Source organism: Limisphaera ngatamarikiensis, assembly GCF_011044775.1.
GTDB classification, from domain to species: Bacteria; Verrucomicrobiota; Verrucomicrobiia; order Limisphaerales; family Limisphaeraceae; genus Limisphaera; species Limisphaera ngatamarikiensis.
Map to the genome: position 1 here is coordinate 83,803 of NZ_JAAKYA010000077.1, position 26,759 is coordinate 110,561.

Annotated in this window: 22 protein-coding genes and 1 other RNA gene; 12 read left to right on the plus strand and 11 right to left on the minus strand. The window is 64.3% G+C overall.

Features of this window, described 5'->3' with window-relative positions; all coding sequences use genetic code 11:
• Positions 1-47: 47 nt before the first annotated feature.
• The 4 genes from G4L39_RS11375 to aat are packed head-to-tail and all read left to right on the plus strand — an operon-like array spanning position 48 to position 3,593.
• A complete protein-coding gene (locus tag G4L39_RS11375; RefSeq protein WP_165108298.1) occupies positions 48-2,060 on the plus strand; it encodes a SpoIIE family protein phosphatase in 2,013 nt (670 codons plus the stop codon).
• Positions 2,061-2,114: 54 nt separating this feature from the next.
• Positions 2,115-2,423: an ATP-dependent Clp protease adapter ClpS gene (clpS, locus tag G4L39_RS11380; protein WP_165108299.1), complete on the plus strand. Its 309-nt coding sequence runs from the start codon at positions 2,115-2,117 to the stop codon at positions 2,421-2,423.
• On the plus strand, positions 2,420-2,902 hold the full coding sequence (locus G4L39_RS11385; protein WP_165108300.1) for a DUF2017 family protein: 483 nt from the start codon (positions 2,420-2,422) through the stop codon (positions 2,900-2,902). The genes clpS and G4L39_RS11385 overlap by 4 nt, the downstream gene beginning before the upstream one ends.
• Positions 2,903-2,921: 19 nt before the next feature.
• Positions 2,922-3,593 (plus strand): leucyl/phenylalanyl-tRNA--protein transferase, encoded by a 672-nt coding sequence (gene aat, locus G4L39_RS11390; protein ID WP_165108301.1) that lies wholly within the window; start codon positions 2,922-2,924, stop codon positions 3,591-3,593.
• Positions 3,594-3,734: 141 nt separating this feature from the next.
• Here the strand turns inward: aat and G4L39_RS11395 are convergent, their stop codons facing one another.
• Together G4L39_RS11395 and G4L39_RS11400 are read right to left on the minus strand one after the other, a co-directional pair.
• Positions 3,735-4,397, minus strand: coding sequence for a PEP-CTERM sorting domain-containing protein (locus G4L39_RS11395; RefSeq protein ID WP_165108302.1), 663 nt, complete (start codon positions 4,395-4,397; stop codon positions 3,735-3,737).
• A gap of 104 nt (positions 4,398-4,501) precedes the next feature.
• Positions 4,502-5,713 carry an AGE family epimerase/isomerase gene (locus G4L39_RS11400; RefSeq protein ID WP_165108303.1) on the minus strand — a complete coding sequence of 404 codons (1,212 nt, stop codon included), beginning with the start codon at positions 5,711-5,713 and terminating at the stop codon, positions 4,502-4,504.
• Between the two features lie 175 nt (positions 5,714-5,888).
• On the opposite strand from G4L39_RS11400, the gene G4L39_RS11405 reads away from it, so the two are divergent.
• Positions 5,889-7,028, plus strand: coding sequence for a phosphotransferase enzyme family protein (locus tag G4L39_RS11405; RefSeq protein WP_205880971.1), 1,140 nt, complete (start codon positions 5,889-5,891; stop codon positions 7,026-7,028).
• A gap of 50 nt (positions 7,029-7,078) precedes the next feature.
• On the opposite strand, the gene G4L39_RS11410 is transcribed toward G4L39_RS11405, so the two are convergent.
• The gene (locus G4L39_RS11410) at positions 7,079-8,191 is read right to left on the minus strand and encodes an ATP-binding response regulator (protein ID WP_165108304.1); all 1,113 of its coding nucleotides are present in this window, start codon (positions 8,189-8,191) and stop codon (positions 7,079-7,081) included.
• Between the two features lie 193 nt (positions 8,192-8,384).
• Positions 8,385-9,377 (minus strand): FAD:protein FMN transferase, encoded by a 993-nt coding sequence (locus G4L39_RS11415; protein ID WP_240893970.1) that lies wholly within the window; start codon positions 9,375-9,377, stop codon positions 8,385-8,387.
• An 890-nt stretch (positions 9,378-10,267) separates the two neighbouring features.
• Here G4L39_RS11415 and leuS point away from each other — a divergent pair.
• The 4 genes from leuS (at position 10,268) to G4L39_RS11435 (ending at position 16,450) form a co-directional block, all read left to right on the plus strand.
• Positions 10,268-13,054: a leucine--tRNA ligase gene (gene leuS, locus G4L39_RS11420; protein WP_165108306.1), complete on the plus strand. Its 2,787-nt coding sequence runs from the start codon at positions 10,268-10,270 to the stop codon at positions 13,052-13,054.
• A 22-nt stretch (positions 13,055-13,076) separates the two neighbouring features.
• Entirely contained in the window at positions 13,077-13,214 is a 138-nt protein-coding gene (locus G4L39_RS11425) for a hypothetical protein (protein WP_165108307.1), read from the plus strand.
• A 5-nt stretch (positions 13,215-13,219) separates the two neighbouring features.
• Positions 13,220-13,663: a Minf_1886 family protein gene (locus tag G4L39_RS11430; protein WP_165108308.1), complete on the plus strand. Its 444-nt coding sequence runs from the start codon at positions 13,220-13,222 to the stop codon at positions 13,661-13,663.
• A 189-nt stretch (positions 13,664-13,852) separates the two neighbouring features.
• Positions 13,853-16,450: a M16 family metallopeptidase gene (locus tag G4L39_RS11435; protein WP_205880972.1), complete on the plus strand. Its 2,598-nt coding sequence runs from the start codon at positions 13,853-13,855 to the stop codon at positions 16,448-16,450.
• Positions 16,451-16,463: 13 nt separating this feature from the next.
• Here the strand turns inward: G4L39_RS11435 and G4L39_RS11440 are convergent, their stop codons facing one another.
• A complete protein-coding gene (locus G4L39_RS11440; RefSeq protein WP_165108310.1) occupies positions 16,464-18,143 on the minus strand; it encodes a FlgD immunoglobulin-like domain containing protein in 1,680 nt (559 codons plus the stop codon).
• A 206-nt stretch (positions 18,144-18,349) separates the two neighbouring features.
• Between G4L39_RS11440 and trpS the strand changes: the two genes are divergently transcribed.
• The 3 genes from trpS to mnmA all read left to right on the plus strand — a co-directional run bounded on the left by trpS (position 18,350) and on the right by mnmA (position 21,420).
• Positions 18,350-19,315, plus strand: coding sequence for a tryptophan--tRNA ligase (gene trpS / locus G4L39_RS11445; protein ID WP_165108311.1), 966 nt, complete (start codon positions 18,350-18,352; stop codon positions 19,313-19,315).
• A 25-nt stretch (positions 19,316-19,340) separates the two neighbouring features.
• Positions 19,341-20,222, plus strand: a complete 882-nt coding sequence (argB, locus tag G4L39_RS11450) for an acetylglutamate kinase (RefSeq protein ID WP_165108312.1) — start codon at positions 19,341-19,343, stop codon at positions 20,220-20,222.
• A 112-nt stretch (positions 20,223-20,334) separates the two neighbouring features.
• Positions 20,335-21,420 (plus strand): tRNA 2-thiouridine(34) synthase MnmA, encoded by a 1,086-nt coding sequence (gene mnmA / locus G4L39_RS11455; RefSeq protein WP_240893958.1) that lies wholly within the window; start codon positions 20,335-20,337, stop codon positions 21,418-21,420.
• Positions 21,421-21,514: 94 nt separating this feature from the next.
• On the opposite strand, the gene rfbB is transcribed toward mnmA, so the two are convergent.
• The 6 genes from rfbB to ssrS all read right to left on the minus strand — a co-directional run bounded on the left by rfbB (position 21,515) and on the right by ssrS (position 26,557).
• Positions 21,515-22,576 (minus strand): dTDP-glucose 4,6-dehydratase, encoded by a 1,062-nt coding sequence (rfbB, locus tag G4L39_RS11460; protein WP_165108313.1) that lies wholly within the window; start codon positions 22,574-22,576, stop codon positions 21,515-21,517.
• Between the two features lie 29 nt (positions 22,577-22,605).
• Entirely contained in the window at positions 22,606-23,502 is an 897-nt protein-coding gene (gene rfbD, locus G4L39_RS11465) for a dTDP-4-dehydrorhamnose reductase (protein WP_165108314.1), read from the minus strand.
• Complete coding sequence (rfbC, locus tag G4L39_RS11470; RefSeq protein ID WP_165108315.1) at positions 23,499-24,047, minus strand: dTDP-4-dehydrorhamnose 3,5-epimerase; 549 nt, start codon at positions 24,045-24,047, stop codon at positions 23,499-23,501. The genes rfbD and rfbC overlap by 4 nt, the downstream gene beginning before the upstream one ends.
• A complete protein-coding gene (gene rfbA / locus G4L39_RS11475) occupies positions 24,044-24,922 on the minus strand; it encodes a glucose-1-phosphate thymidylyltransferase RfbA (RefSeq protein ID WP_165108316.1) in 879 nt (292 codons plus the stop codon). Before rfbA ends, rfbC begins: the two co-directional genes overlap by 4 nt.
• A 147-nt stretch (positions 24,923-25,069) precedes the next feature.
• Positions 25,070-25,987, minus strand: a complete 918-nt coding sequence (locus G4L39_RS11480) for a type II secretion system protein (protein ID WP_165108317.1) — start codon at positions 25,985-25,987, stop codon at positions 25,070-25,072.
• A gap of 379 nt (positions 25,988-26,366) precedes the next feature.
• Positions 26,367-26,557: non-coding RNA, 6S RNA (gene ssrS / locus G4L39_RS15940), on the minus strand.
• Between the last annotated feature and the right edge of the window lie 202 nt (positions 26,558-26,759).

Below are 26,759 nucleotides of genomic sequence, written 5' to 3' on the forward strand. Positions count from 1 at the left end.
GGGCGTCACATTCGGCGGCCCGGCGCCGGCGCAAGGACGGTTCCCGAATGCCCGAACGACCGTTGCGCATCCTGGTCGTAGAACACGACCCGCCCACTGCCGAGAAGCTCACTGCACTGCTCCGGCAGGCATGGGACACGGCCCCGGAGATCGTTGTCGTTCCCTCGCTGGGCGAGGCGGTACAACGACTGGGCAGGGAGTCCTTTGACGTGGCGCTGGTGGACTTCGCCCTGCCCGACGGAGCGGGACTGGCCAATTTGCCGCTGCTCAAAAACGCCGCCCCGCGCGTACCGCTGGTGGTGGTGGGCGACGCCGACGACGAATCCGTCGCAAGCGAGGCCGTTCACGCAGGTGCACAGGACTACCTGCTCAAGTCGCAGCTGGACATGCGCTGGTTGCGGCGTTCCCTGCGCTACGCCATGGAACGCCATGCGGCAGAAATGGCCCTGTTGGACGCCGAGGCAAGGTACCGGGAGGTGTTCGATCATTTGACCGAGGGGATCTTCCGCACCACGCCGGATGGACGGTATCTCATGGCCAACCGGGCGCTGGCCCGCATCTACGGATACTCAAGCCCGGAGGAATTGATGCGTTCCATCACCGACATCGGCTCCACCCTGTACGTTCAACCCGGGCGGCGGGAGGAGTTCATGCGTCTGATGGAACAACACGACGTGCTGACCAATTTCGAATCACCCGTCTTCCGCCGGGACGGCCGCATCATCTGGATCAGCGAAAACTGCCGGGCTGTGCGCGACGCTTCCGGCAGGTTGCTCTACTACGAAGGCACGGTGCGGGACATCACGGAGCGACGAATCGCCGAGGAACGACTGCGCAATTCCGAGGCGCTGTACCACTCCCTGGTGGAAACGCTGCCCCAAAACATCTTCCGCAAGGACATCCAGGGGCGGTTCACCTTCGCCAACCAGCAATTCTGCCGGACGCTGGGCCGGCCTTTGGAGGCAATCCTGGGCAAAACCGACTTCGATTTCTACCCGCCGGAACTGGCCAGCAAATACCAGCGGGACGATGCCCGGGTCATCGCCACCGGTCAAACGCTCAATCTGGTGGAGGAACATCGGCTGCCCGACGGCCGCACCCTTTACGTCCAGGTGGTCAAAACCCCGCTCCGCGGTGCCCACAACCAGATCATCGGACTGCAGGGCATCTTCTGGGACATCACCGAACAGCGGCTGGCCGAGCAGCGCATCCGCCAGGCCAACGAGGAACTGGCCCGCAGTCAGGCCGAACTCAAACGGAAAAATGCCCAGATGGCCGAAGAACTCCGCATGGCCCGGGAGATCCAGATGAGCCTGCTCCCCCAGCACACCCCGGTGTTCCCGCCCGGGGCAACACCGGAACGGCAGGCGCTGATGTTCACCCAGCGCTACCAGCCCACGGGCGAGGTGGGTGGCGACTTTTACTACGTTTCGGCCCTGTCCGAAACCGAGGCCTCGGTGTTCCTCTGTGATGTTGCGGGGCACGGCGTCCGATCCGCCCTGATCACCGCTGTCATCCGGGCGTTGTTGGAGGAGCTCAAACCGTTGGCACGGGACCCGGGCGCCCTTCTGACGCGGCTGAACCAGGAACTGCTCAACATCCTGCGGCACGCCGATGCCAGCATCCTCACCACAGCCTGTTGCCTGGTCGCGGATGCGGCCACCGGCACCCTGCGCTACGCCAATGCCGGTCATCCCCGACCCTTCCACGTGCAACGGGCGGCCGGGGAGGTCCGTCCCCTGCCCCGGGCCACACCGCGTCCGCAACCGGCGCTCGGGCTTGTCGAAACGGCGACCTACCAAAACGCGGAAGTGACCCTTCAACCTTCCGACCTGGTAATGTTGTACACCGACGGCCTTTACGAGGTGCACAACGCAGCCCAGGAACTCTACTCCACCGAACAGTTGGAGGCCGCCGTCCGCGCCCGGTTGCAGGAACCCACGCCGGAGCTCTTCGACCATCTACTGGCCGAGGTGCGGACCTTTGCGGAAAAGCAGGAGTTCGAAGACGACGTCTGCCTCCTGGGCGTGGACTTCATCCAATACCTGTCCCTACGCTGACCCCGCCCGCCAGCCCCCTCGACAACCCGAACCGCCCGGCCTATCGTTCCCTCGATGAACCATCCAGTTGCATCCACGGAAAAGGTGCAGCCGGCACCGGACGTGTCGGATCGCCCGGCTCCGGAAACGGATCCGGGCTGGTTGGTCGTCTGCTGGAACGACCCGGTCAACTACATGGACTACGTGACCCATGTCTTTCAGGTGGTGTTCGGGTGGCCCCGATCCAAGGCCGAGTACCACATGCTCCAGGTTCATCACCAGGGCCGGAGCGTGCTCACCCGGGAAACGCTGGAGAAGGCCGAACATTACGTCCACCAGCTGCAGAGTTACAACCTCCACGCCACCCTGGAACGCGCCGAATGAAACTCATCGAGGCCGGTGACAACCAGCTCAGTTTTTATCTGACACCCACCGAACGGGCGGTGTTGTTGGAATTGCTCGAGGCGTATCCGTGTGTCCCGCCGGCTCATGCGCGGTTCCAGGCGGTTTCACAGGGCGTTGACGAATCGGCCGAGATCCAACAGCTGCTGGAAGAGGCCCTGGCGGAGCGGCGCGACGCCCTGCGGCGCCAGATTCGGCAATGGATTCGCAGCCCTGAAACCCTGCAGCGACACGGACACGGCTGGAAGCTCCAGATGCGGCCGGGGGAGTGGGAAACCCTGCTCCAGGTGCTCAACGACGTCCGCGTTGGCAGTTGGATCTCTCTGGGCAGCCCCGACCCCCTGCCGGAAGAACTGCCCAAGGACCCCGAGCGCGCCCGTGCAATGGCCACCATGGAACTGGCCGGTTGGTTTGAAATGAGCCTGCTGGAACAGTTGCGAAATCATTCCCCGGGCTCGTAACCGCCATTCGCGAGGCACCATGCGCGCCTGGCCGGTCCTGCCAGCTTTGCTCGGTCAACGTCTCTGGTTCCCCGATCCCAGGTTGGCCGATGCCGAGGGTTTGGTGGCCATTGGCGGTGACTTTTCACCCCAACGACTGCTGCTGGCCTACCGGTCAGGGATCTTTCCCTGGACCGATAACCCCATCACCTGGTGGTCACCGGATCCGCGGGCGATCTTTGAGTTTGACCGGGTCCACATCCCGCGCAGCTTGCGCCGGCTCCTCCGAAAGAACCCGTTCACCATCACGCGCGACCGGGCCTTCCGCCAGGTCATGGAAGGTTGCGCCCAACCGGCACCCGGTCGGGAGGAAAGCTGGGTCACCCCGGCTTTCATCATGGCCTACACGCGCCTGCACGAGCTCGGTCATGCCCACAGTGTGGAAGTGTGGCAGAATGGCGAGCTGGTCGGCGGCGTCTACGGGGTGGCCATTGGCGGATTCTTCGCCGGTGAATCCATGTTCCACCGGGTCCGGGACGCTTCCAAGGTGGCTCTCATTCATCTGCTCCAGCACTTGCGAGAACGGGGTTTTGTACTGTTTGACACCCAGATGGCAACGCCCGTCACCCGGTTGCTCGGCGCCGTTGAAATTCCACGGGAGGAATACCTGAGGCGTCTGGCCGACGCCCTGCGGAAGGATTGCCGGTTCTGACGTCTCCCGTCCGCATGCCCCCTTGCATCAGAGCGGTCGGCCCGGCCACGACAGCGTCCCCAAAAAGCAAACGGGCCGTTCCACCCCTTGGAACGGCCCGTGCCGCCGGGTAACCTTTTCCCGGCGACCAACCCTGCTTCCCTACCCTCGCCTGCGTGACCAAAGCCAGAATCCGCCCCAGAGGAACAGTCCCAAAGCCCCCGGCTCGGGCACCACATACAGCCGCACGTTGTCGAAGTAAAAATTGACCGGCATGTCAGAGGGCGAATTGGCGCCCGCCCACAACTGGAACCACGTATCGCCGGGTTCCCATCCCAGCCAGGAGAACGGCTGGTCGATGTGCAGCGTGTACAGGGTGCTGTCGTTGGCATTATGCCAACCGGTCACTGTGAACTGGTTCTCCCGCTGCGTCCAACCGTTGGGACCATCGCTGTTGCCCACGATGGTCAGCTGAAACCAACCCGATACATCAGGCGGGAAACTGCCCCCGTCCACCATCACATCGAAGCTGATGCGGGCCAGATCGCCATAATTGGCCAGCTCCTGCATGGCCAACTGTTGGTTGTCCACACCCCCGCCCGGGCCCCACGAAAACTCCTTGATCAGCCGGTTCTGCCACCCACCCGCCGTGTGGTTTTGCTGGATCGTGGCTCCCCCGGCCCAGCCGGCCGGTGCGTTCGGGCGCCAGACCACATTTTGGAAGCCCTCCACCCCGGAGTCAAAGGTGTACAACAACTGCGGTTGCGCCTGCAGCGTCCACGCTGCCGTGCAGAGACCGGCCCAGATCCAGAATCGCGTTTTCATGGTTTTTGCACGCCTACAGGGTTGCCTCACACGCCTACGATGTATGGCCCTACTTTGACCCGGCATTAGGCAACCGTCATGTCATGAAAACATATGACAGGGCCTCACCCGGGAAGCTTGCGCAGCCGCCGAACGGTCTCCATACATGCCCGTGCCGAGTGGTAGGGCCCCTTCCATTCGCTCAGTTTGGGCAACGACCGGTCGGGTTCGCCCCGCTCACTCACCCGCCAGAACCAATCGCCGTGAACACGATCCGCGACCCGGGTCAGGATGAAATCCCACACCGCGCGGGCCGCTTTCAGAAACTCCTCGCGGCGGCTCAGTTCCCATGCGTGCAAAAAGCCCACCAACGCCTCGGCCTGCACCCACCAATCGCGGTGGGGCCCGATGACCCTTCCATCCCTGCCCTCGTAGGCGACCCCGCCGTCCGACCCCACAGCCTCCTTCAGCACGGCCTCGGCGATCCGAACGGCCACGCGTTCCAGGCGCTGTTTGAGGTCGGCATCGCCCAACGCATCCGCCGCCTCGCAGAGAAGCCACGCCGCCTCGATGTCGTGTCCGTACGTGTATGTGTTTTCGCCCAGTGGCCGCCAGTCAGCCGAGAAATAGGGCCGCAAATGGTGGGTTTGCCCATCCAGGATCTTGTCGAGGAACAACGTCAGCAACTCCCTGACCCGGCGGCCCAGCCCGTCGTCGGGCCGGGCTCGATACAGCGTGGCCCATGCTTCAAGGACATGCAGATGCGTGTTCATGGATTTCACCGCGCCGACCTCGGTACCGCCCACCAGCGACGGTGCAGGGCGCGACCAGTCGCGCACGAAGGCTTCACGGTACCCACCGTGCTCCTCGTCATGGGCATGGGCCTCCACCGTTCGATACCATTGCCGGGCACGTTCCAGCACCGCCGGATCCCCAAACGCCAGATGATACTGAGCCAGCGAGTACACTCCGAACGCCTGGCCGTAAACCTGTTTGGTGTCGTTCCGCACCTGACCGGCGCGATCCACATGCCAGAAACCGCCCCCATGCTCTGCATCCCAAAACCGGCCCCGAACCCATTCAAGGGCACGGTCGGCCAACGTGTGAAACTCCGCCTCGGGTCGGAGGTCCGTCACCGCGGCAAACGTCCAGAGAATCCGCGTGTTCAGCACCAGGCCACGCGGGCGCGCAGGGTCGGGCTGGCCCGTGTCCGACAACCAGCCGTGGAACCCGCCCTGATCCCGGTCCACGGCCGGTCCGCTCCAAAACGGCAGGATATGGCGGAAGAGGTGTCGCTCCACCTCCTCGGCCCACTGGATTCGCTCCTTTTCGTTCATGGATTACCCTTCGGCCCGACCGGTCCGACCGGGCGCCTCTCGCATGCGTCCACGGCAGCCTCCAGAAGTCGCGCCGTCAAGTCCGGACACGCGGCCCAACATCCGGCGACCCGGACGGGGCCGGCTTTCCCATTGCCGGGGAACGGCGGCTTTTGCAGTCTGATTCCACCGGACCATGATGCAGGGAAGCGAACTCGAGACGCTGCGACAGGTGGCCCGACAGTTTCGGGTCTGCGGCGAGCTGGTTCAGGTCGAACCCGTGGGCATCGGCCACATCAACCGGACCTACACGGCCACCTACGCCGACAACGGCCGCCGGACCCGTTACGTGCACCAGCGGATCAACCGCAACGTTTTCCGCAATCCACGGGCCCTGATGGAGAACCTCGAGCGGGTCTGCCGACACCTGCAGAACAAGCTGCAGGAACGGGGCGAACCGGATCCGGGCCGGCGTTGTTTGACCCTGGTGCCGACGCACGACGGCGCGTCCTACTGGGTGGATGCCGAGGGTGAGTTCTGGCGAACCTATGTCTGCATCGAAGGCGTCCGTTCCTGCGAGGCCGTCAGCAGACCTGAACAGGCCTGGGAAGTGGGACGGGCCTTCGGCGAGTTCCAGGCCCTGTTGGCCGATCTTCCCGGACCCCGGCTCCACGATACCATCCCGGACTTCCATCACACCCGCAAGCGGTTCGAGGCCTTTTGTCGGGCCCTCGAACGCGACCCGGTGAATCGCGCCCGACACGCACGGCGCGAAATCGAATTCGCTCTGGCCCACGAACCGCTCGCCGGCGTGGTGCTGGATGCCCTTGAACAGGGCCGGATCCCGGAACGCATCACCCACAACGACACCAAAATCAACAACGTGCTCCTGGACGAACAAACCCATCGCGCCGTGGCGGTGGTGGATCTGGACACGGTCATGACCGGTTCCGTGCTGTACGACTTTGGCGACATGGTCCGCACCGCCACAAGCCCCACGCCGGAGGATGAACGCGACCTGACGCGCGTCCGGGTTCAGCTGCCGTTCTTTGAGAAACTGGTGGAGGGCTACCTCTCCACCGCAGGTTCGTTTCTCACGCCTGCCGAACGCAATCTTTTGGTGGCTTCTGGTAAACTGATCACCTTCGAAACGGGCCTGCGGTTCCTCACCGACTACCTCCTGGGCGACACTTATTTCAGGGTCCATCGCCCCGACCACAACCTCGACCGCTGCCGGGCGCAGTTCCAACTGTTGGCCTCGCTCGAAGCCGGGGAGGAGGCGCTCCAAGCCATCGTCCGTCGCATGGACAACCTCCTTCCGGTGCACCGGCCGTAGTCCTCAGCGGACGTGGCACCCGCGGGCGCCCAACAGCGCGGCAGGGAGGCTCAATTCCCGTTGTCCGTCGTCTCCGACCCGGGCCAGCGCACCGTCACCTCCGTGCCCTCCCCGGGCCGGCTTTCCAATAGTAGCCCGCCTCCGTGAACCTCGGCCAGGCGCCGGCAAATCGTCAGCCCCAACCCCAAACCCTGCTGCTCCCGTACCTTGCGATTGAACTGCACGTAGGCGCCAATACGGGAAATCTGCTCCGGACTCATCCCGCAACCACGATCTCGCACCCGCAAAAAAATCCCCTGCGAGTCCCGGCCCAGCTGGACCACCACGGGAGTGCCGCCGGTCGAAAATTTCACCGCGTTGCCGGTCAGTTCCTCCACGAGGCGGGCCAGGTACTCCTCAGCCATGGGAACGGTCACCGATTCCAGCTGAAGTTGCAGATCCGACCCACGACCCGCCTGGGCCGCCACCTCGCGCGCCCGCGCCTCCACAACGTCACGTGCATGCGGCGTCCGCTTTTCCCGCAACGCCTGAATCCGGGCGGGATCGGTCCCCAGCAGCTCCAACTGGGCGTAAATGAGGAAGTTCTCGACCAGGCGCACCAAACGGCGGCCCGACTCGAGAATCACCTGGCCCATTTCCGCAACCTCCTCGGGCTGCAGCGACGCCGCGTCCGTCGCCAGCAGCTCTGCATACGCCAGGATGCCGTTCAGGGGTGTGCGCAGCTCGTGCGGCAGGGCCAGGCTGATGCTGTCCCGCAAATCCGCCAGTTTACGCTCCGCCGCTTCCCGGATCTGCTGGGCCTTTCGCAGGCGGGCCTCCACGGCCGCGTGGAGTTGTTCCGGTGTGAAAGGCTTGGGAAGATAATCATCGGCGCCCAGCTCCATCCCATGGCGCATCCCGGCCGGGTCGGCATACCCGGTCATGAGGATGAAGGGGATGGCGGCCGTGGCCGGGTCATCGCGCAGCGCCGCCAGGGTCAGGTACCCGTTCATGTGCTGCATGTTGATATCGCACAGGATCAGGTCGGGATGCTGTTGCCGCGCCAGTTCCACCCCTTCCCGGCCGTCCGGCGCCTCAATGACCACATAACCCCGGCGGGTAAGCACGGCGTTGACCATCTCCCGCAACCCGGGTTCGTCGTCAATGACCAGAATCTTTTTCATCCTCCTGTCGCCACCGGGCCGAGCGCCTCTCGCAAATCCGATCTCCGCCGTTTGGGAACCGGCCCCAACCACCCTGCTCAACCACAGCGCTCATCAACTTAATCTGATCGGCGGCATTCCAGCAACCTCGGGACTCCTTCCAGTGGCGTTCGGGTTGCGCCCACTCGATCCGGCCGGCCGCCCAACCCGCGCCTTACAGTTCCCTGTATCGGCTCCATCGGCGGGTTTCCCAAGTCCGGGTTTCGCCGGAAACGTTCATCACCACGCGGGCCGCCGCTCCGGCTGTCGAATCAACAAGCCGGAGCCCCGCCTCAGGTCCCAGGACACTGACCGCGGTGGACAACGCGTCGGCCGTCATACCGCGCGACGCAATAACGAACACCAGCGCGTGGTTGGTCAAACCCACGCCGGTCCGCGGATCCACAATGTGCGAGTAACGGACCCCGTTGATCTCAACGAATTGGAAAAGGTCTCCGGACGTGGCCAATGCGCACCGTTTGAGCAGCACGTGTGAGGGTTCGGCCTCCGGCAAGGTTTCCCAACCCATCAATCGCACCCGCCACGCCGACCGCCCCGGCGGCGGATCCCCCACCGCCAAATCGCCACCCGCCTGCACCATCGCCCGCGTCAAGCCACGCCGCCGCAACACCGCCAGCGCCTCGTCCATCACATAACCCTTGGCCACACCTCCAAGGTCCAGGCGCATGCCCGACCGCCGCAGGCGGACCCGCCGACCCTCCGGATCCAGCTCCAACAGCCGCCAGTTCACCGCTGCCAACGCACGCTGCAGTCGGTCGGGATCGGGCAGCTCCCGTTGACGCCGCGCACGCCGCCAGAGCTGAACCACAGGACCCACCGTCACGTCAAATGCACCCCCGCTCAAGGCCGCCATCTTCTGCCCGTGCTCCAGGACCTCCCACAGCTCCCGGCTCACCGGCACCCACCGGCCCGTCCCCGCGGTGCGATTCAACCGGCTCAACTCGCTCTCCTCCTCATAGTCACTCAGCACATTGTTGAGCTGTTCCACCCGCTCAAACACCGCCGCGGCCGCATCTTCCGCATCCCTCCGCGTCGGGGCGTAGATCACCAGCCGAAACTCCATCCCCATCTGCGGTCGGGCGAACTCATACCGGGACCCCACCGGGACGGCGTTCGAATCCGTCGCACAGCCCGCCAGCCAACCCATGCACACGGCTAGCCATGCCAGAACCAGCGCGGCCAAAACCGGTGGGACAACACCTCTGCGTCGTCGCCTCACAACGTCAATCACGAGTCCAGTTTCCAGGAACGGTGAGCGCGGCACAATCCCGCGCAACCCACGCATCCGACCAGCATGGCGATGTCAGCCGCCCGAAGCACCTCCACCGTGGTTTCGACCTTTTCAGCGCCCGCACCGGCCCCAAAACCGCCCGGCCACGGACCCGACCCGGCCGCGGACGGAAAAGAAAACAAGGGCGGCAGGCCTGAAACGAGGAGTTTTCCGGCCTGCCGCCCCGTCCCACGAGCAACGTCGAGCCGTTCCCGTCGTCCTCACCGGGAACCACCACCGGTTCGCTTGCGGCCGTTTTGGATTGTTGGCAGTGATCCCGGCGCCCTTCGGGACACGGGCAAACCGCCCGACGCGGTTGGTTGAGGACAAAGTCAGGTCAAAGAACCACTCAACCAAACAGTTGGCACTCCAGCCAGCTGTGGGGCACCAGGCCCCGGGGGCTGGGGCCTTGTGCCTTGGCCGACGCGCCTGCATCCCTACCCCGCGCACTGTCACCGGCGCTTCAGCCTGCCACCTCGGTCCGCCGGCTCGGAGCCTGTGCGCCGAGGATCAGTCTGCCACCTCTTTAACGGGCTCGGGTCCACCTGTCATGTGGCATGAATTGGGGACACGCTTCCCGGGGGCCCACACCGGGCGCTTCCAGGCCCGGAATGCGTTCCCTGCGCCCGACCGGGAGCAGGCTTCACACCCAAAACCTCCGAGCAGAATCGTCCGTTTCCTCCCATATCGGCCCCCGCGCATCTCGGCCCGTGTGAAACTCCACCGTTGCTTCCCGGCCTTCGGTTGGCACAAACTTCCGCCCCTGTATGAGCAACGTGCGCAAGCTCTATCCGTTCCACCTCATTGAACCCAAGTGGCAACGGATTTGGGAGGAGACGGGCGTGTTTCGAGCCTTCAACCCGGGGGACGAAATCCCGGCACAGCACCCGTTCGCCCGTCGTCATGGTTTATCCGGAAGGGCGGATGGGGCCCGGTTGCCCCGGAAGTATTACATCCTGGACATGTTCCCCTACCCGTCGGGCGCCGGACTCCACGTGGGGCACCCCGAAGGCTACACCGCCACCGACATTCTCGCACGATACCAACGGGCCCGCGGCTTGCACGTGTTGCATCCCATGGGCTGGGACGCCTTCGGCCTGCCCGCCGAACAGTACGCCATCAAAACCGGTCAGCACCCGCGCATCACCACCGAACGCAACATCGCCACCTTCCGCCGCCAGATCAAAAGCCTCGGTTTCAGTTACGACTGGACGCGTGAGGTGGACACCACCGATCCGCGCTATTTCCGGTGGACCCAGTGGATCTTCCTCCAGCTTTACAACTCCTGGTTCAACCCCGAAACCCGCAAGGCCGAGCCGATCGAAACCCTCCCCTATCCGCCCGAACTGCAGGTGCCCCCGGGCACCCGGCCCGATCCGGAACTGGAAGCGCGCCGCCGCGCATGGCGCGATGCGCATCGGCTGGCCTACGTGGCCGAAGCGCCCGTCTGGTGGTGCCCCGCCCTCGGCACCGTCCTGGCCAATGAGGAGGTCGTCAATGGACGCAGCGAAGTCGGCGGTCATCCGGTGGTCCGCCGCCCCATGCGCCAGTGGATGCTCCGCATCACCGCCTATGCCGACCGACTCCTGCAAGATTTGGATCTGATCGACTGGAGCCCTTCGCTCAAGGAAATGCAACGCAACTGGATCGGCCGGAGCGAGGGCGCCGAGGTCGTGTTCACCATTGACGATCCATCGCTGTCACCGGAAGAGCGTCGTCTCCGCGTGTTCACCACCCGCCCCGACACCCTCTTCGGTGCCACCTACATGGTGCTGGCCCCGGAGCATCCCCTCGTGCCAAAGATCACCCGACCGGAACAACGTGCCGCCGTGGAAGCCTACCAGGCCGAGGTCCAGCGAAAATCCGACCTCGAACGCACCGAGCTGGCCCGGGAAAAAACCGGCGTCTTTACCGGCGCATATGCCATCAACCCCGTCAACGGCCGTCGCATTCCGATTTGGATCGCCGATTATGTCCTCCTGAGCTATGGCACCGGCGCCATCATGGCCGTGCCGGCTCATGACACGCGCGACCTCGAATTCGCCGAGAAATTCAAGCTGCCGATCGTCCAGGTGGTACAACCCCCGGACCCGACCATCCCCTGGCGTGGGTTTGTGGGCGACGGCATCGCAGTCAACTCCACCGGACCCGACCTTTCCCTGGACGGCTTGCCCACCCCCCGGGCCAAGGAACGCGTCATTCAATGGCTCGAAGCCCGCGGGTTGGGCCGTCGCACCGTCCAATACAAGCTCCGCGACTGGTTGTTCAGCCGCCAACGATACTGGGGCGAGCCGTTCCCCATCATCTGGCGCCGGGATCCGCGCGGCGAGTGGTACCACGAGGCCGTACCGGAGTCGGAACTACCCGTCCTGCCTCCCGAACTGGACGACTACAAACCCACGCCGGACGGTCAGCCACCGTTGGCCCGCGCCCGTGACTGGGTGGAACTTCCCGACGGCAGTCGCCGCGAGACCAACACCATGCCCCAATGGGCGGGCAGCTGCTGGTATTATCTCCGGTATCTGGACCCACGCAACGACACCCGCTTTGTGGATCCCAGGGCCGAACGATACTGGATGGGCACCGATCCCGCAGAAGGCCGCACCCGGGGCGTGGACCTCTACGTGGGTGGCACCGAACACGCCGTGCTGCACCTCCTCTACGCCCGGTTTTGGCACAAGGTCCTCTACGACCTCGGCCACGTCTCCACGCCGGAACCCTTCTACAAGCTCGTCAACCAGGGCCTGATCCTTGGCGAAGACGGCCAGAAGATGTCGAAGTCACGCGGAAACGTGGTCAATCCGGACGACATCCTTGCCCAATACGGGGCCGATTCATTCCGGTTATATGAAATGTTCATGGGCCCTCTGCAGGACACCAAGCCCTGGAGCACCCGCGGCGTCGAAGGGGTGTACCGGTTCCTGGGCCGCGTGTGGCGCCTGTTCATTGACGAGGCCGCCGAAACCGAGTTCGAACAGAAGCTCTCCGTCACACCGCGGGACCGGCAGGAAACGTTGTTGGACCTGCTCCGCCTCCACCCTGCCATCCGGGACGTCGAACCGGACCCGGCCCAAAACAAGGCGTTGCATGCCTGCATCAAAAAAGTCACCGAGGACCTCGAAGCACTGCGCTTCAACACCGCCATCTCGGCCATGATGATCTTCGTCAATCAGGCCACGGACTGGCAGGTCCGGCCCGCCCGGGTCTTGCGCGCCTTCCTGCAACTGTTGGCCCCCTTCGCGCCGCACCTGGCGGAGGAGCTCTGGGCCCTGTGGCACCGGACCTTCGCCCCGAACCTCCAGCCGGTCCCGTGCCTGACCTATGAGCCCTGGCCCACGTGGGACCCGGCCCTGCTGGTGGAAGAAACCGTCGAGATTGTTGTCCAGGTCAACGGCCGCGTCCGGGATGTGCTCCGGTTGCCGCGCGATCTTGATCGCGAGGGATTGGAAAAGGCCGCACTCGCCTCGGAAAAGGTCCGGGCCCAGCTGGCCGGCAAAACCATCCGGAAGATCATCGTGGTACCGGGCCGGCTGGTGAACATTGCAGCCGGCTGAGTCCTCGGCTATCGTTGAAGCCATGGGGTTCCTGACCCGCCGCGAACAAAAGGTCCTGTGCGTGGTGATCGGATTGTTGCTGGTGGGTTGGGCCGTCCGCACCTGGCGCCTCAGTCAGGTGCCGACCGAACCGGTGGCGGTTCAAACCACCCCGGAATGAGTCGTATGCGCGAACCAACGCTCGAACAGGCTCTGGACCAGATTCTGGCCTCGGACCCGCGATATCCGCGGGACGCTTACCATTTCGTTCGTGAAGCGCTGGAGTATACCCAGCGCATGGTCAGCCGCGGCCAGCGCGGCCGACTCCGCCATGTCACCGGCCAGGAATTGCTGGAGGGCATCCGGGCCTACGCCCTCGAACAATTCGGCCCCATGGCCCTCACCGTCTTCGAGGAATGGAACATCCGATCCTGCCGCGACTTCGGCGAAATCGTGTTCAACATGGTCGACGCCGGAATCCTGGCCAAAACCGAACAGGACAGTCGGGCCGATTTCGAACACGGCTACGACTTCGAGGAGGCTTTCCGGAAACCTTTCCTGCCCCCGAGCAAACAGGCCGCGTGGGAAAGGGAAAAGGCCCGAAACAAAGCCGCGTCGGCCGGGCATTGAGCGCCTCTTGCGCCGCGTTCGCATGGCAAAACTCCGCTTCACCGGCCGACTCCCGCAGACCCGGAACCACCGGGGATCCATGTCCCGAGGGGGACCCGCCGCCGGCCTGAATTGCCTTCTGTTCACCCATCCGTGAAAAGCACCGTGAAACGTACCTCCCAGCGATCTTCCCGAGTCACTGCAACCCGCATGCCCCGCGTGGCCACCCCTGCCTCCCAGCCCGCAGCCGAATGGACTCATGTCCCCCCGGACGTTCACCTCACCCACCTGGAAAACGGCCTGGTCATCATTGTTCGCCAGGATCGCAGTGCCCCGGTCGTTTCGGCGCAGGCGTGGTGCATGTCCGGCAGCGTCCACGAGGGACGCTGGCTCGGCGCCGGCCTTTCCCACCTGCTCGAGCACATGCTCTTCAAAGGCACCCGCACCCGCCCCGCCTCCCGAATCGATCAGGAGGTCCAGGAAGCCGGAGGTTACATCAACGCCTACACCTCCTTCGACCGCACCGTCTTTTACATCGACGTCCCCTCCACCGGAGCCCGGGTGGCCGTCGACATCCTCTGCGACATCATGCAAAACGCCACCCTCCCCGCCGACGAGCTGGCCAAGGAACAGGACGTCATCCGGCGCGAAATGGACATGTGCCATGACGATCCCCATCGGCGGTCGAGCCAGCGTTTGTTCGAAGTCGCCTACACGCGAAGCCCGCTCCGCTACACCGTCATCGGCTATCCCGACCTCTTCAACGCGGTCCGCCGCGAGGACGTGGTCGCTTATTACCGCGAAAAATACGTCCCCAACAACATCTTCTACGTCGTTGTGGGCGATGTGGACCCTGAGGCCGTCGTCCGGCAGATCCGCGACGCCTATGCGCAAACACCGGCTCGTCCCCTGCCTCCCGAGGTCCTGCCCGAGGAACCCCGGCAGACCGCGCCCCGGGAAATCCTCGAAGAAACCACCACCGAGCTCGGCCATCTCCACATCGCATGGCACATCCCTGACGCGCGCCACCCCGACCTGCCCGCGCTCGAGGTCCTCGCCACCATCCTGGGGCAGGGCCGCAGCTCGCGCCTGTTCCAACAGGTCCGCGAAAAGCTGCGCCTGGTCACCAGCGTGGACGCATGGACCTACACCACCAGCCTGCCCGGCCTGTTCGGCATCAGCGCCATCATGGAACCCGATCGCCTTCATGCCGCGCGTCAGGCGCTGCTCGACGAGGTCCGGCGCCTCCAGGACCGCCTCATCCCGGAGGCCGAACTCCAGAAGGCCATCAAACAATGCACCACCGCCCTGCTCAGCAGCCGCAAAACCATGGCCGGCCAGGCCCAGGACCTCGGCGGCTGCTGGTTGCTGGCCAGCGACCTGGCCTTCTCCCAACGCTATCTGGAGGCCATCCGGCGCCTGACCCCCGAACAGCTTCGCGAGGTCGCCCGGACCTACCTGGTCCCCGAAAACCGCACCCTGTACGGACTCTGGCCCAAAGGGCGGCTCCCCCAGAACCCGCGGGTCGCCGCCGCACACGTCTCTCGCCCGATCCAAAAAATTGAACTGCCCGGCGGCCTCCGGCTGCTCGTCAAAGAGGATCATCGGCTGCCTTTCGTGGAAATCCGGGCCGTGTTCCGTGGCGGTGTACTGGCCGAAACCCCGGAAACCAACGGCCTCACCGCCCTCACCGCCCGGCTCCTGCTCAAGGGCACCAAACGCCGCTCGGGCGAGGCCGTCGCACGCACCATCGAGTCCGTCGGCGGTTACCTCGACAGCTACGGCGGCAACAACAGCTTCGGTCTCAGCGCCGAGGTCCTCCACGAAGACCTCGACCTCGGACTTGAATTACTGGCGGAGATCCTGCAACAACCCGCCTTCCCCGTATCCGCCCTGGAACACGAACGCGAGGTGCTCCTGACCAAACTCCGCGCCCGCAAGGACGACCTCCTGACCCGTGCCTTCCTGGCCATGCGGCGGGCCATGTTTGGAACCCGGGGCTACGGTCTGGACACCCTCGGCAATGAAACCAGCCTGCCCGCGCTCGATGTGGAGGCCGTACGCACCTTTCATCACCGCTGGACTGTCCCCCGGAACTGCGTGCTGGCCCTCTTCGGCCACGTGCAGGCGGACGCCGCCGCAGCCGCCGTCCAAAAGTGGCTCAACCGATGGAACGGCACCTCACAGCCGCCCTCCCTGTCCGGCCCCGAGCCCCGCTGCCCCGACCGGCCGGAACGGGTTCGCGAAACCCATGACAAACGTCAGGCTGTCCTGGTCATGGGCTGGCCCGGCGTACGGTTGGACAGCCCGGACCGTTTCGCCCTCGAGGTGATCGAGGAACTCTGCAGCGACCTCGGATCCAGGCTGTTCCTTCGCGTCCGCGAGAAACTCGGACTCGCCTACTACGTCGGCGCCCAGAACTTCATGGGCCTGGCACCCGGCTACTTTGCCTTCTACGCCGGAACCGAACCCTCCAAAGTGGCACGCGTCGAAAAGGAGTTCCGCGAAGAAGCCCGGATCCTCCAAACCCGCGGCGTCACCGCCGCCGAACTCCAACGCGCCAAGTCCAAACTGCTCGGCCAAAAGAAAATCGCTCGACAAGAACTCGGCAGCCTCGCCCAGCAAACCGCCCTGGACGAATTGTACGGGCTGGGCTACGAGAACTTCGACGCCGAAGACGCCCGGATTGAAGCGGTTACGCTCGAAGACATCCGGTCCGTCGCCAACCGCTACCTCAACCCGGACCGCTACATCCTGGCCGTGGTGGAACCCGAATCCGGACGCCGATCCCGCGGACGTGGGACCTGAACTCCCGACCCTTTCAAGGCCCACTCCGGGTTCGATAAAACCTGCGCGGCCCGGAAATCGGGACCGTGACCTCCTGCCGCCCCGCTTCACCAACGGTCACGGTGCCCACCACCAACCACGTGGAAAGGTCCGACGAAGCCTCGATCTCATACACCGTCTGCGGACGCCCGGTCACCATCAACACCAGCCCCCCACCCTCGAACCGTAACACCTGCAGATAGGGCCTTGGGGAGCCCTCCCCCAACTCCACAGCCGCCACGGAAACCGTGGTCGCTGCATTCGACCCCGGCGGTGAATACACCCGCCACACCGACTCACTCAGATTGGCCACGTACAGATTCCCCACGGCATCCCAATCCACGTCCGTGTACTGCTGATCCGCGCCGGGCAACGTCGTCACCCAGGCACCCGTAACCGCATCAAGAACAATGACCCGGCCACCCACAAAGAATCCGCCCGACACAGCCCCGCGAAATGCCACGGCCACGTACCGACCGGTCGGATCCACCGCCACCGACGTCGCGCCTCGCAGCAGGTCCAGTCCACTGCCCATGGCCCAGAGCCCCTGCTCCAACGGCGCAGCTTGATTCGTCCATGCAGGAAAGGCCACCACCCGCGGGGCGGCATCCCCGGCGGCCGTGCGCGACTGGATCACAAACAACCCTCCCCCCGGACCCACGGCCACGTCCCAGGGCGCTACCGTCAAATCCGATCCAGCGCCCGCACGCACCACCAGACGTCCCTGGTCACCCGCCATAGCAGTACCATCCGGGTTCAACACCCACAGATACACACCCGGGTCCGAGGCCACCGCACTCTGGGCCATCCACAAACCCGGCCCGGCCGGACCCTCGCCAACCGCGAAACCGGTCATCACCGTACCGGTTGCAGGACGCTGGTCTGGTCCCCAGGCCCGACGGACGCTGGCGGCCGCCGCCGTGGGGTCCATGACCAGGAGTTCCTGACGGGTCCGATCCAACACGTAAACCCGATCCCCCGTCGCCACCTCCAGCTCCGCCGGACTCGCACCGTCCCCCAGCCAGGACCGACCGGCATCGCTCCAGCTCCCCTCCTCCACCTCCGAACCATCCGCATGAAACTTCAAAATCCCCGGCCGATCCCCCGGCAGAAACTCGGCATTGGGCCCCGGCACCCCGTTGGCCACCAAAACCCGACCGTAGTACGGACTGGCAGAGTCCCGAACCACCGCGATGCCGGTCGGCGCATACACGTACTGGCCCGGGGCAAAGTCATCGCTGATTTGCGCCCAATCTTGGAAACCCTGCGCCGCCGCCGTGATCCGAACGCGGTAAGGACCACAGCACACCGGCGTACCCGCTGCATCCCGACCGTCCCAAATCACCTCGTTTTCGCCCCTCAGAGCCCCCGGGTCACCGGCCTTCACCGTCAGGGTTCGGACCACCTGCGTCCCGTCCCAGACTTCAATTTCCACACCTGCCGTCGCCGGCTCATTCAAAATGTAACGGATCGCCACACCGCCACCCGCGCCATCGGGCCGTTTCTCCAGCCGAACGTGCGTCGCGTAGACCCGCGCCTGAGCCTCCGACACCCAGCCGGCCCCCACCACCTGCAACAGCCAGACCATCCAAACCCGGCCACACCACCACGACAGCCTCCGCTTGCCCCCACAACCCCGATGCCAGCCTTCCAACAGCCCGGTTTCCGCACCCATGTGCCTTCTCCTCGGTTGCATGGTTCTGTCGTCGCAGCGTCCGGCCACCGTTGGCCGGGACCGAACGGACTGCCCGACAGTAGTGACGGGTCACCTCCTGCGCAAGAACGACATCCTCACGGCGCCGCGGCCGCGTCCCGCGCTCCGCGCCAGAGCGGCCCCTCGCCACTTGCCTCATCGGCCACACTCTCACTACGGTATGGGGCATGCGGATTCTGTCCGGTATCCAGCCCTCGGGCGCTCTGCACCTGGGCAACTACTTCGGAATGATGAAACCTGCGATCGAACTCCAGTCGCAGGGTGAGGCCTACTATTTCATCGCGGATTACCATTCCATGACCTCCCTGTTCGATCCGGAGGCCCGCCGCCGTTACACGCTCGAGGTGGCACTGGACTTTCTGGCCTGCGGACTCGACCCCCGGCGCGCCGTCTTCTTCCGGCAGTCCGACGTGCCCGAGGTCTGCGAACTGACCTGGTTGCTCGGCACCGTGACCCCCATGGGGCTGCTCGAACGCTGCCACAGCTACAAGGACAAAATCGCCAAGGGAATCTCCCCCAACTTCGGCCTCTTTGCCTACCCCGTGCTCATGGCCGCCGACATTCTGATCTACGACTCCAATCTCGTGCCCGTCGGGCAGGACCAAAAACAGCACGTCGAGGTCACCCGGGACATCGCCGCCAAGTTCAACGACACCTACGGGCCCACCTTCGTCATCCCCGAGCCGCTCATCCGGGCCGAGGTCGCCAAGGTCCCGGGCATCGACGGTGAAAAAATGAGCAAGAGCTACGGCAACACGATCGAAATCTTCGGCGACGAAAACGTGCTCCGCAAAAAGATCATGAGCATCAAAATGGACAGCCGCACGCCGGAGGAGCCCAAGCCCGATGCCGATCGCAACCTCGCCATCCAACTCATGAAGCTGGTGGCACCGCCCGAGGAAGCCCAACGCTACGAGGAACGTCTCCGCGCCGGCGGTCTTGGCTACGCCGAACTCAAACGGGCCCTGTTCGGCTTTTACTGGGAGTACTTCGCCCCGGCTCGCAAAAAGCGTGCCGAACTGGCGGCCAACCTCGACTACGTCGAGCAGGTGCTGCGGGAAGGCGCGGCCAGGGCCAGGGCCAAGGCCCGCGAGGTCCTCGATCGCGCCCGCCGGGCCTGCGGCCTTTCCTGAAAACCCCGCACCCTCCGCATCACCCATGCAGGATCTGATCGCCAAAGCGGCCACCCTCTTGGAGGCCCTGCCCTATATCCAAAAGTACAGCGGCGCCACCTTCGTCGTGAAATACGGGGGCTCCTTCATGGACTCGCCCGACCCGACCGTGCGAACCAGCGTGGCCCGCGACATCGTCTTCCTCGAAGCCGTGGAGATCAATCCCGTGGTCGTCCATGGCGGTGGCAAGGCCATCAGCCGTGCCATGGAACGAGCCGGCCTGACCCCGAAGTTCATCCAGGGCCAGCGCCTCACCGACGAAGCCACCGCGGCCATCGTGGATGAAGTGCTGTCCCGCCAAATCAATCCCGAAATTGTCCAGACCATCAATCAGCTGGGTGGCCTGGCCCGTGGCATTCCCGGACCGGACGTCTTCCAATGTCGCAAGCTCCTTGTGGAAGACCGCCAGCAGCCCGGCCGAATGCTGGACATCGGTTACGTGGGTGAAGTAACCCGCGTGGACACCGCGCCCATCCTCGAATGCCTCGAGCAGGGCATCACGCCCGTAATCAGCCCCACCGCCCGGGGCGAGGACGGACATATCTACAACTGCAACGCCGACATCGCCGCGGCCCAAACCGCCATCGCCCTCAAAGCACGGCGACTGGTCTTCATGAGCGATGTCCCCGGCATCCTCCGCAACCCCAATGACCCGGACTCGGTCATCCCCTGTCTCCGCGTCGCTGAGGTGGAGGAACTCAAGCGCACCGGCGTCATTGACCGGGGGATGATCCCCAAGGTCGACAGCGCCGTGGCCGCCCTCCGGGCCGGGGTGGAAAAGGTTTCCTTTGTGGACGGCCGCGTTCCCCACGCCGTGCTCTTGGAGATCTTCACCGACGAAGGCGTGGGCACCATCCTCGTCCCTTGAACCCTCCGGCGGGCGGGGGCAACCCCCTACCCGCAAGGTCGCACACACCCGCCCCCGTACAGGCCCCGCACACTTTGCCCGGGAAGTCCGATCGGGCTATATTGCGGTCTCCATGGCGCATAACGGACGCATTCGGGTCGTCGTTGGTATGAGCGGAGGAGTGGACTCCTCCGCAACCGCCGCGCTGTTGCTCGAGCAGGGTTACGAGGTCATCGGCATCACCCTCAAACTCTGGCCTCAGGACTGCCGTTACCGTGCCGAAGACAAGTGCTGCGGTCCCCAGGCCGTCAGCGACGCCCGGGCGGTCTGCGATCGCCTCGGCATCCCCTACTACCTCATTGACGAATCCGCAGAGTTCCACCAGATCGTCATTCGATATTTCGCCGAGGAGTACAAGGCCGGCCGCACACCCAATCCCTGCGTCATCTGCAATCAGGAACTCAAATTCGGCCGGCTGCTCGAACGTGCCTCCCGACTCGGTGCCCATTACGTGGCCACCGGTCACTACGCCCGGCTCGAACGCCGGTCGGACGGGCGTACGCTCCTTTACCGGGGACGCGACCCCCGCAAGGACCAGAGCTATTTCCTGTTCTCGCTACGACAGGACCAACTGGCCCGCGCCATGTTCCCCCTGGGGGACAGGACCAAAACCGAAACCCGCGAAGTGGCCCGACATTGCCGGCTCAAGACCGCGGACAAGGTCGAAAGCCAGGAGATCTGTTTCGTCCCCGACAACGATTACGGGCGGTTTCTGCGTGAATCAAACCTCGTGGAACCCCGCCGGGGCGAAATTGTGGACCTGCAGGGCCGGGTCCTGGGTTATCACGAGGGCGTGGCATTTTACACCATTGGCCAGCGCCGGGGGCTCCGTGTCGCGGCCGGCCGCCCGCTCTATGTCGTGGACCTGGATCCCGAGAACAACCGCGTCATCGTGGGCGAGGACACCCACCTGCTGGCTGACACGTTTGTCATCGAGCGCTGCAACTGGATCCCGTTCGATCAGTTGACCGCGCCCACTGAGGCCGTGGTAAAAATCCGGTACAATCACCCCGGCACACCGGCGGTTGTGGAACCCCTGGAGGGAGGCCGTGCCCGGGTCCGATTGCGGGAACCCCAGCGGGCCATCACGCCGGGTCAGGCCGCCGTGTTCTATCAGGGCGACCTGGTACTGGGCGGAGGCTGGATCTGCCGCGGCTGACCCCTCCGGGGTACGCGGCCCCGCCCGCATGCGCCCGCGCCGTGTTTCTGGTGGGTCTCCGCGTACCCTTCGCGGATCGGCCCGCGGCGCAGGTCTACGCCCGGGTCTCCGTCCCCGACCGAGACGCTTTTGCCAGAACCTTTCGTACCCAATCCTGGTTATCGAGGTACCAACGGACCGTCTTGCGCAGTCCTTCATCAAACGAGTGTGCCGGCGTCCAACCCAGTTCGCGGCGGATCTTGCCGGCGTCAATCGCGTAGCGGCGGTCGTGGCCGGGTCGGTCCTTCACAAAGGTGATCAGTCGGCGGGAATTGCCGCCCAAATCCGGCCGGAACTCATCCACCAGATCACAAATCCGCTCCACAATCCGCAGGTTCGGCCACTCGTTGTTCCCGCCAATGTTGTAGGTTTCACCCACCCGACCCCGGGTCAGGACCTGCCACAACGCCTCCGCATGATCCAGCACATACAGCCAATCCCGAACATTCATTCCATCCCCGTACACCGGAATCGGCCGCCGATTCAACGCGCTCAGGATCACCACCGGAATCAGCTTTTCTGGAAACTGGTACGGACCGTAGTTGTTCGAGCAGTTCGTGATCAGCGTGGGCAGGCCATAGGTATGATGATACGCCCGCACCAGCATGTCCGACGCCGCCTTGCTGGCCGAATAGGGCGAGTTCGGGGCGTACGGGGTCGTTTCGGTAAAATAGCCCGTCGGGCCCAGGGACCCGTACACCTCGTCCGTGCTCACATGATGGAAACGAAACCCACCCGGCGGCGGTTCCACCTCCCCCTGCCCTTCCAGCCAGCAAAGCCGGCACGCCTCCAGTAAATGAAACGTGCCCACAATGTTCGTATGGATGAAATCGCCGGGCCCGGTGATCGAGCGGTCCACGTGGGATTCCGCCGCCAGATGCAGCACGTGCGTGATCCGATGCCGTTTCACCACCTCGAACACCGCCGCCTTGTCCCGCAGGTCCACCTTTTCAAACACGTACTTCGGATGACCCGCCACGCGCTCGAGGTTCTCCAGGTGCCCTGCGTAGGTTAAACAGTCGAGATTTACCAGGACCCGGATTTCCGGCCGGTCAATGATGTGATGGATCAGGTTCGATCCAATGAAACCGGCACCACCGGTCACCAACAGATTCATCATCGCACCTCCGTCTCCTGATTGCGGGTTCATTCCCGGTCCAGGGCCAGCCGCAATGCCGTTTCCCAATCCGGCAACACCAGCCCGAACGCCCGCTCCAGTTTTTCACAGGACATCACCGACCAGGCCGGCCGCCGGGCCGGTGCAGGGTATTCCTCCGACCGGATGGGTACCACTTCCCGACATTTTCGCTCCTGCTCCGGCACCGACTCGACAATCCGCCGGGCAAACTCGTACCAGGAGGTTTCCCCGGCGCACCGCAAATGATAAACGCCGCTCCACAAGGCCGGATCCGGCCGGTTCAACACCTGCTGCAACGCCAGCGCCGTCGCCTCGGCAATCAAGCGGCACCAGGTGGGACTGCCAATCTGGTCCGAAACCACCCGCAGGGTCTCCCGCTCCCTGGCCAGCCGGAGCATGGTCAGCAGGAAATTGTTCCCGCGCATCCCGTACACCCAGCAGAGACGAAAAATCAAATGCGGACAGCCCGAGGCCGCCACCGCCCGGTCCCCTTCCAGTTTGCTCCGGCCATAGGCGTTCAAGGGCGCCGTGGGATCGGTCTCCACATAGGGTGTCCGTTTGTTGCCGTCGTACACATAATCGGTCGAATAATGCACTAGCCACGCGGCCCGTGTCCGCGCCCAGCGAGCCAGCCGCTCCGGAGCAACCGCATTGATCTGCCAGGCCCGTTCGGGCTCCGACTCCGCACGGTCCACCGCCGTGTAGGCCGCGGCGTTCACAATCACCGATGGCGCCACCTCTTCCACCACGCGCTCCACCGCGGCAGCGTCCGCAAAATCCACCTCCGGATAATCAAACGCGTACACCCGCCCCAGCGGAGCCAGCGTGCGCCGCAGTTCCCAGCCCACCTGGCCCCGATGGCCAAAGAGCAGGATCCGACGTTGTCCCTCCTTCTCCGGGTTCATGGGAAAAGTTTCTCCGGCGGCAACTCGCGCAACCGGATGCCCTGCCGATCCTTTTCCGACAGCACCGGTTCCTCCACCGGCCAGGGAATGCCCAGGTCCGGATCGTTCCAGAGCAGCGTGGTCTCATGCTCCGGCGCGTAAAACTCGGTGCATTTGTAGGCAAACAGGGCCGTTTCACTGACCACCGCAAAGCCATGGGCAAACCCCGGCGGTATGTAAAGCTGCCGCTTGTTCTCCGCGGAGAGCCGTACGCCGTACCAGCGACCGAACGTGGGTGAGCTGCGCCGCAGATCCACCGCCACATCGAACACCTCGCCCTGCAGGACGTACACCAGTTTCCCCTGCGCCGCCGGATTCTGAAAATGCAGCCCCCGCACCGCGCCCCGCCGGGAAAAGGATAGGTTGTCCTGGACAAACGGGCCGGGAATGCCGGCGTCGCGGTACCGGCGCTCGTTCCAGGTTTCCATAAAAAACCCGCGTGCATCCCCGAACACGCGAGGTTCGATCAGCAACAACCCCTCCAAATCACACGGAATTACGTTCATGCAGGACGCCGTGCCTCCGCGATCACTTCCTGCTCCAGATAATCGCGATACTCACATCGTGGCATGCGGGCCACCAGCGCCTCCAACTGCTCCAGGGAGATGAATCCCTGTCGAAAGGCCGCCTCCTCGGGACAGCCGATCTTGATCCCCTGCCGCTTCTCGATGGTCTGCACGTAGGCCGACGCCTCGTGCAAACTGCTGCTGGTGCCGGCGTCCAACCATGCAAAGCCCCGGCTCAACCGGTACACCCGCAACTGCCCCCGCCGCAGATATTCCACATTCACGTCCGTAATCTCCAGTTCGCCCCGCGCCGACGGTTTCAACCGGCGCGCGATTTCCACCACCTGGTTGTCGTAAATGTACAAGCCCGGCACCGCATAGTTGCTGCGAGGGTTCTGCGGCTTTTCCTCAATCGAAATCGCCCGCCCCTGCTCGTCAAACTCAACCACCCCGTACCGGCGCGGATCGTGGACGTGATATCCAAAAATCACCGCGCCGGACTCAAACTCGGCAAACGCCCGCTGGAAACTGTCGGCCCCGTAAAAAATGTTGTCCCCCAGAATCAGCGCCACCGAGTCGGTCCCTATGAAGGTCTCAGCAATCAAAAATGCTTGCGCAATGCCCTCGGGCCTCGGTTGTTCCCGGTACTCCATGCGCAACCCCCACTGGCTGCCGTCGCCGAACAACTGCCGGAACCGCGGCAGATCCTGCGGAGTCGAGATGAGGCAGATCTCCCGGATCCCCCCCTCGATCAACGTCGTGAGGGGGTAGTAGACCATCGGCTTGTCGTACACCGGCTGCAACTGTTTGCTGGCCACCAGCGTCAGCGGGTACAACCGTGAGCCGGCACCGCCAGCCAGAATAATGCCCTTCATCGCCGGGCAAGATACTCATGCGCCCGACTCGGGCCAACCCGGAACCGCCCGGATGCCCATGCCCGGTTCATGCCCGACATTGCCCCGGGGCTGTCCCGCACCCATGCGGGCGGGTTTTACGGCCCCGATGCCCTGCCCCGGCCGGCATCAATAGTTGAACATCCGACGGCCCGTGGCGTACAGCGTGTACCCGGTCCGCTCCAGGTACCAGGCAAAATCCTGACGCCCCGCCGCGTCAAACGCAATCGGCGTGTAGGCATAGCGAACCGGTAACTTCGAGGTGCGACTCAACCACCGCTTGATCTCCGAGTGCCCGTCAGCAAATGCAAAACCGCACGCGCCTCCGTGGTAGCTGGCCGGCTGATCCTGCCAGTTGGCAGCGGAGGGACTGTTGATGAAGTAGCCGTCGTTGATGGAATCGGCATGTTCCTCAATAAACAGCCAGGTCTTCGCAGGCGCCGGCACCTGGGACATCTTCAAGTATTGCCGGTAATTCTGGTCGCCCCAGTGCCTGCCCAGAATCGTCGGGTCCGATCCCGGATTGCTGGCGGTGCTGAACCGGCCGAACAACGCGTTCATGGAATAGCTCCGAACCCGGTAGGGAAACCCCGCGGCCCGCTGGACCGGGCTCAGGTAGTTGTCGGCAGGACAACGGTATGCGCCCAACATGGCAGCCGTGTATCGACCGAGTACGCCATTGGCGATCCACAGCAGGTTGGTGTTGCTGCGGTCCGCCACGCTCCCGCTGGCGCCCCAGGTCATCACGTTGTTTACCCAATTGTCCAGGCGCCCGTTGTTGATCGCTTCAATCGTCTCGGCAACCCCGTAGTTGTTGGGCACACGATCGTCATGGTCGCCGATGTACAACAACGTCGCCGTCGCCAACGTCTTCGTGTTGTTCAAACAGGAGATCCCCAGGGCCTTTCCCTTCGCCCGGCTCAACGCCGGCAAAAGCATTCCGGCCAGGATGGCGATGATGGCGATGACCACCAGCAGTTCGATCAGGGTGAATGCCCGGGCAGGCCGGGTGTCGGGAGCATACTCCGCACTCGTTACGGCTTTCATGGTTGAGGCATCGGTTGCGGCCGCAGACCCGTCCCAAGCCGGGATTCTGCTGCCGTTCTGGCTGCCTAATAGCACCACCAAATCCGCCGGGCAATCCCGCATGGGACCCGCCTGACTGGTAAGCTGGGCAATCCGGCCGCGCAGAACCACGGGTAGAAGAGCGGCCGGACGACGCCCCGCGCCCAGGTAAACCTTTGCGCTTTCGGTCCACCCCTGCGGATCCACGCAACCGGCGGGTGGCCGGAGGGGTCAACGCCCTGTGGCACCCCACGGCCCCGTGACGCGGCTATTCTCGAGTTTGGACGGGCCGATGGCCCGTCCGGCTCGCACCTTGCGTCGGCTGCCGTACCAGCCCGGGACCGCGCCGGACGGTAGAAAAAAACACCCCGCCTTTGCCGTGCCGCAACTCTTCCTCTGAACATGTTTTGCAACATGTTGGGACGGCCGCGCTGCTTTCGGCTTCCTTCCCGCAGGAAGGCCTGCCGGCCACAGCTTCGATGCGGCTTGGGTCCCTCAATGGTGAGTACGGTTCAAGGACTTTGTTGCGGACCACGCGCAAGGCAGGGTAAAGCCTTCGCTCTGACGCCTCGTCGCCTGCCAAAGAGCCGCGGCGGTCACACCACCGCATTCCGCTCTATCTATCGGCCAGAACCGGCCCCGGCTCAAGTCGAAAATGCTGCAATCTTGACGGTTTCCGGAACCCTGAATCCTTAGCCAGCCGTTGGGGCGGGGTGCAAAACGATGTTTTCGAATCGGAGGAGTCTCTAAACGA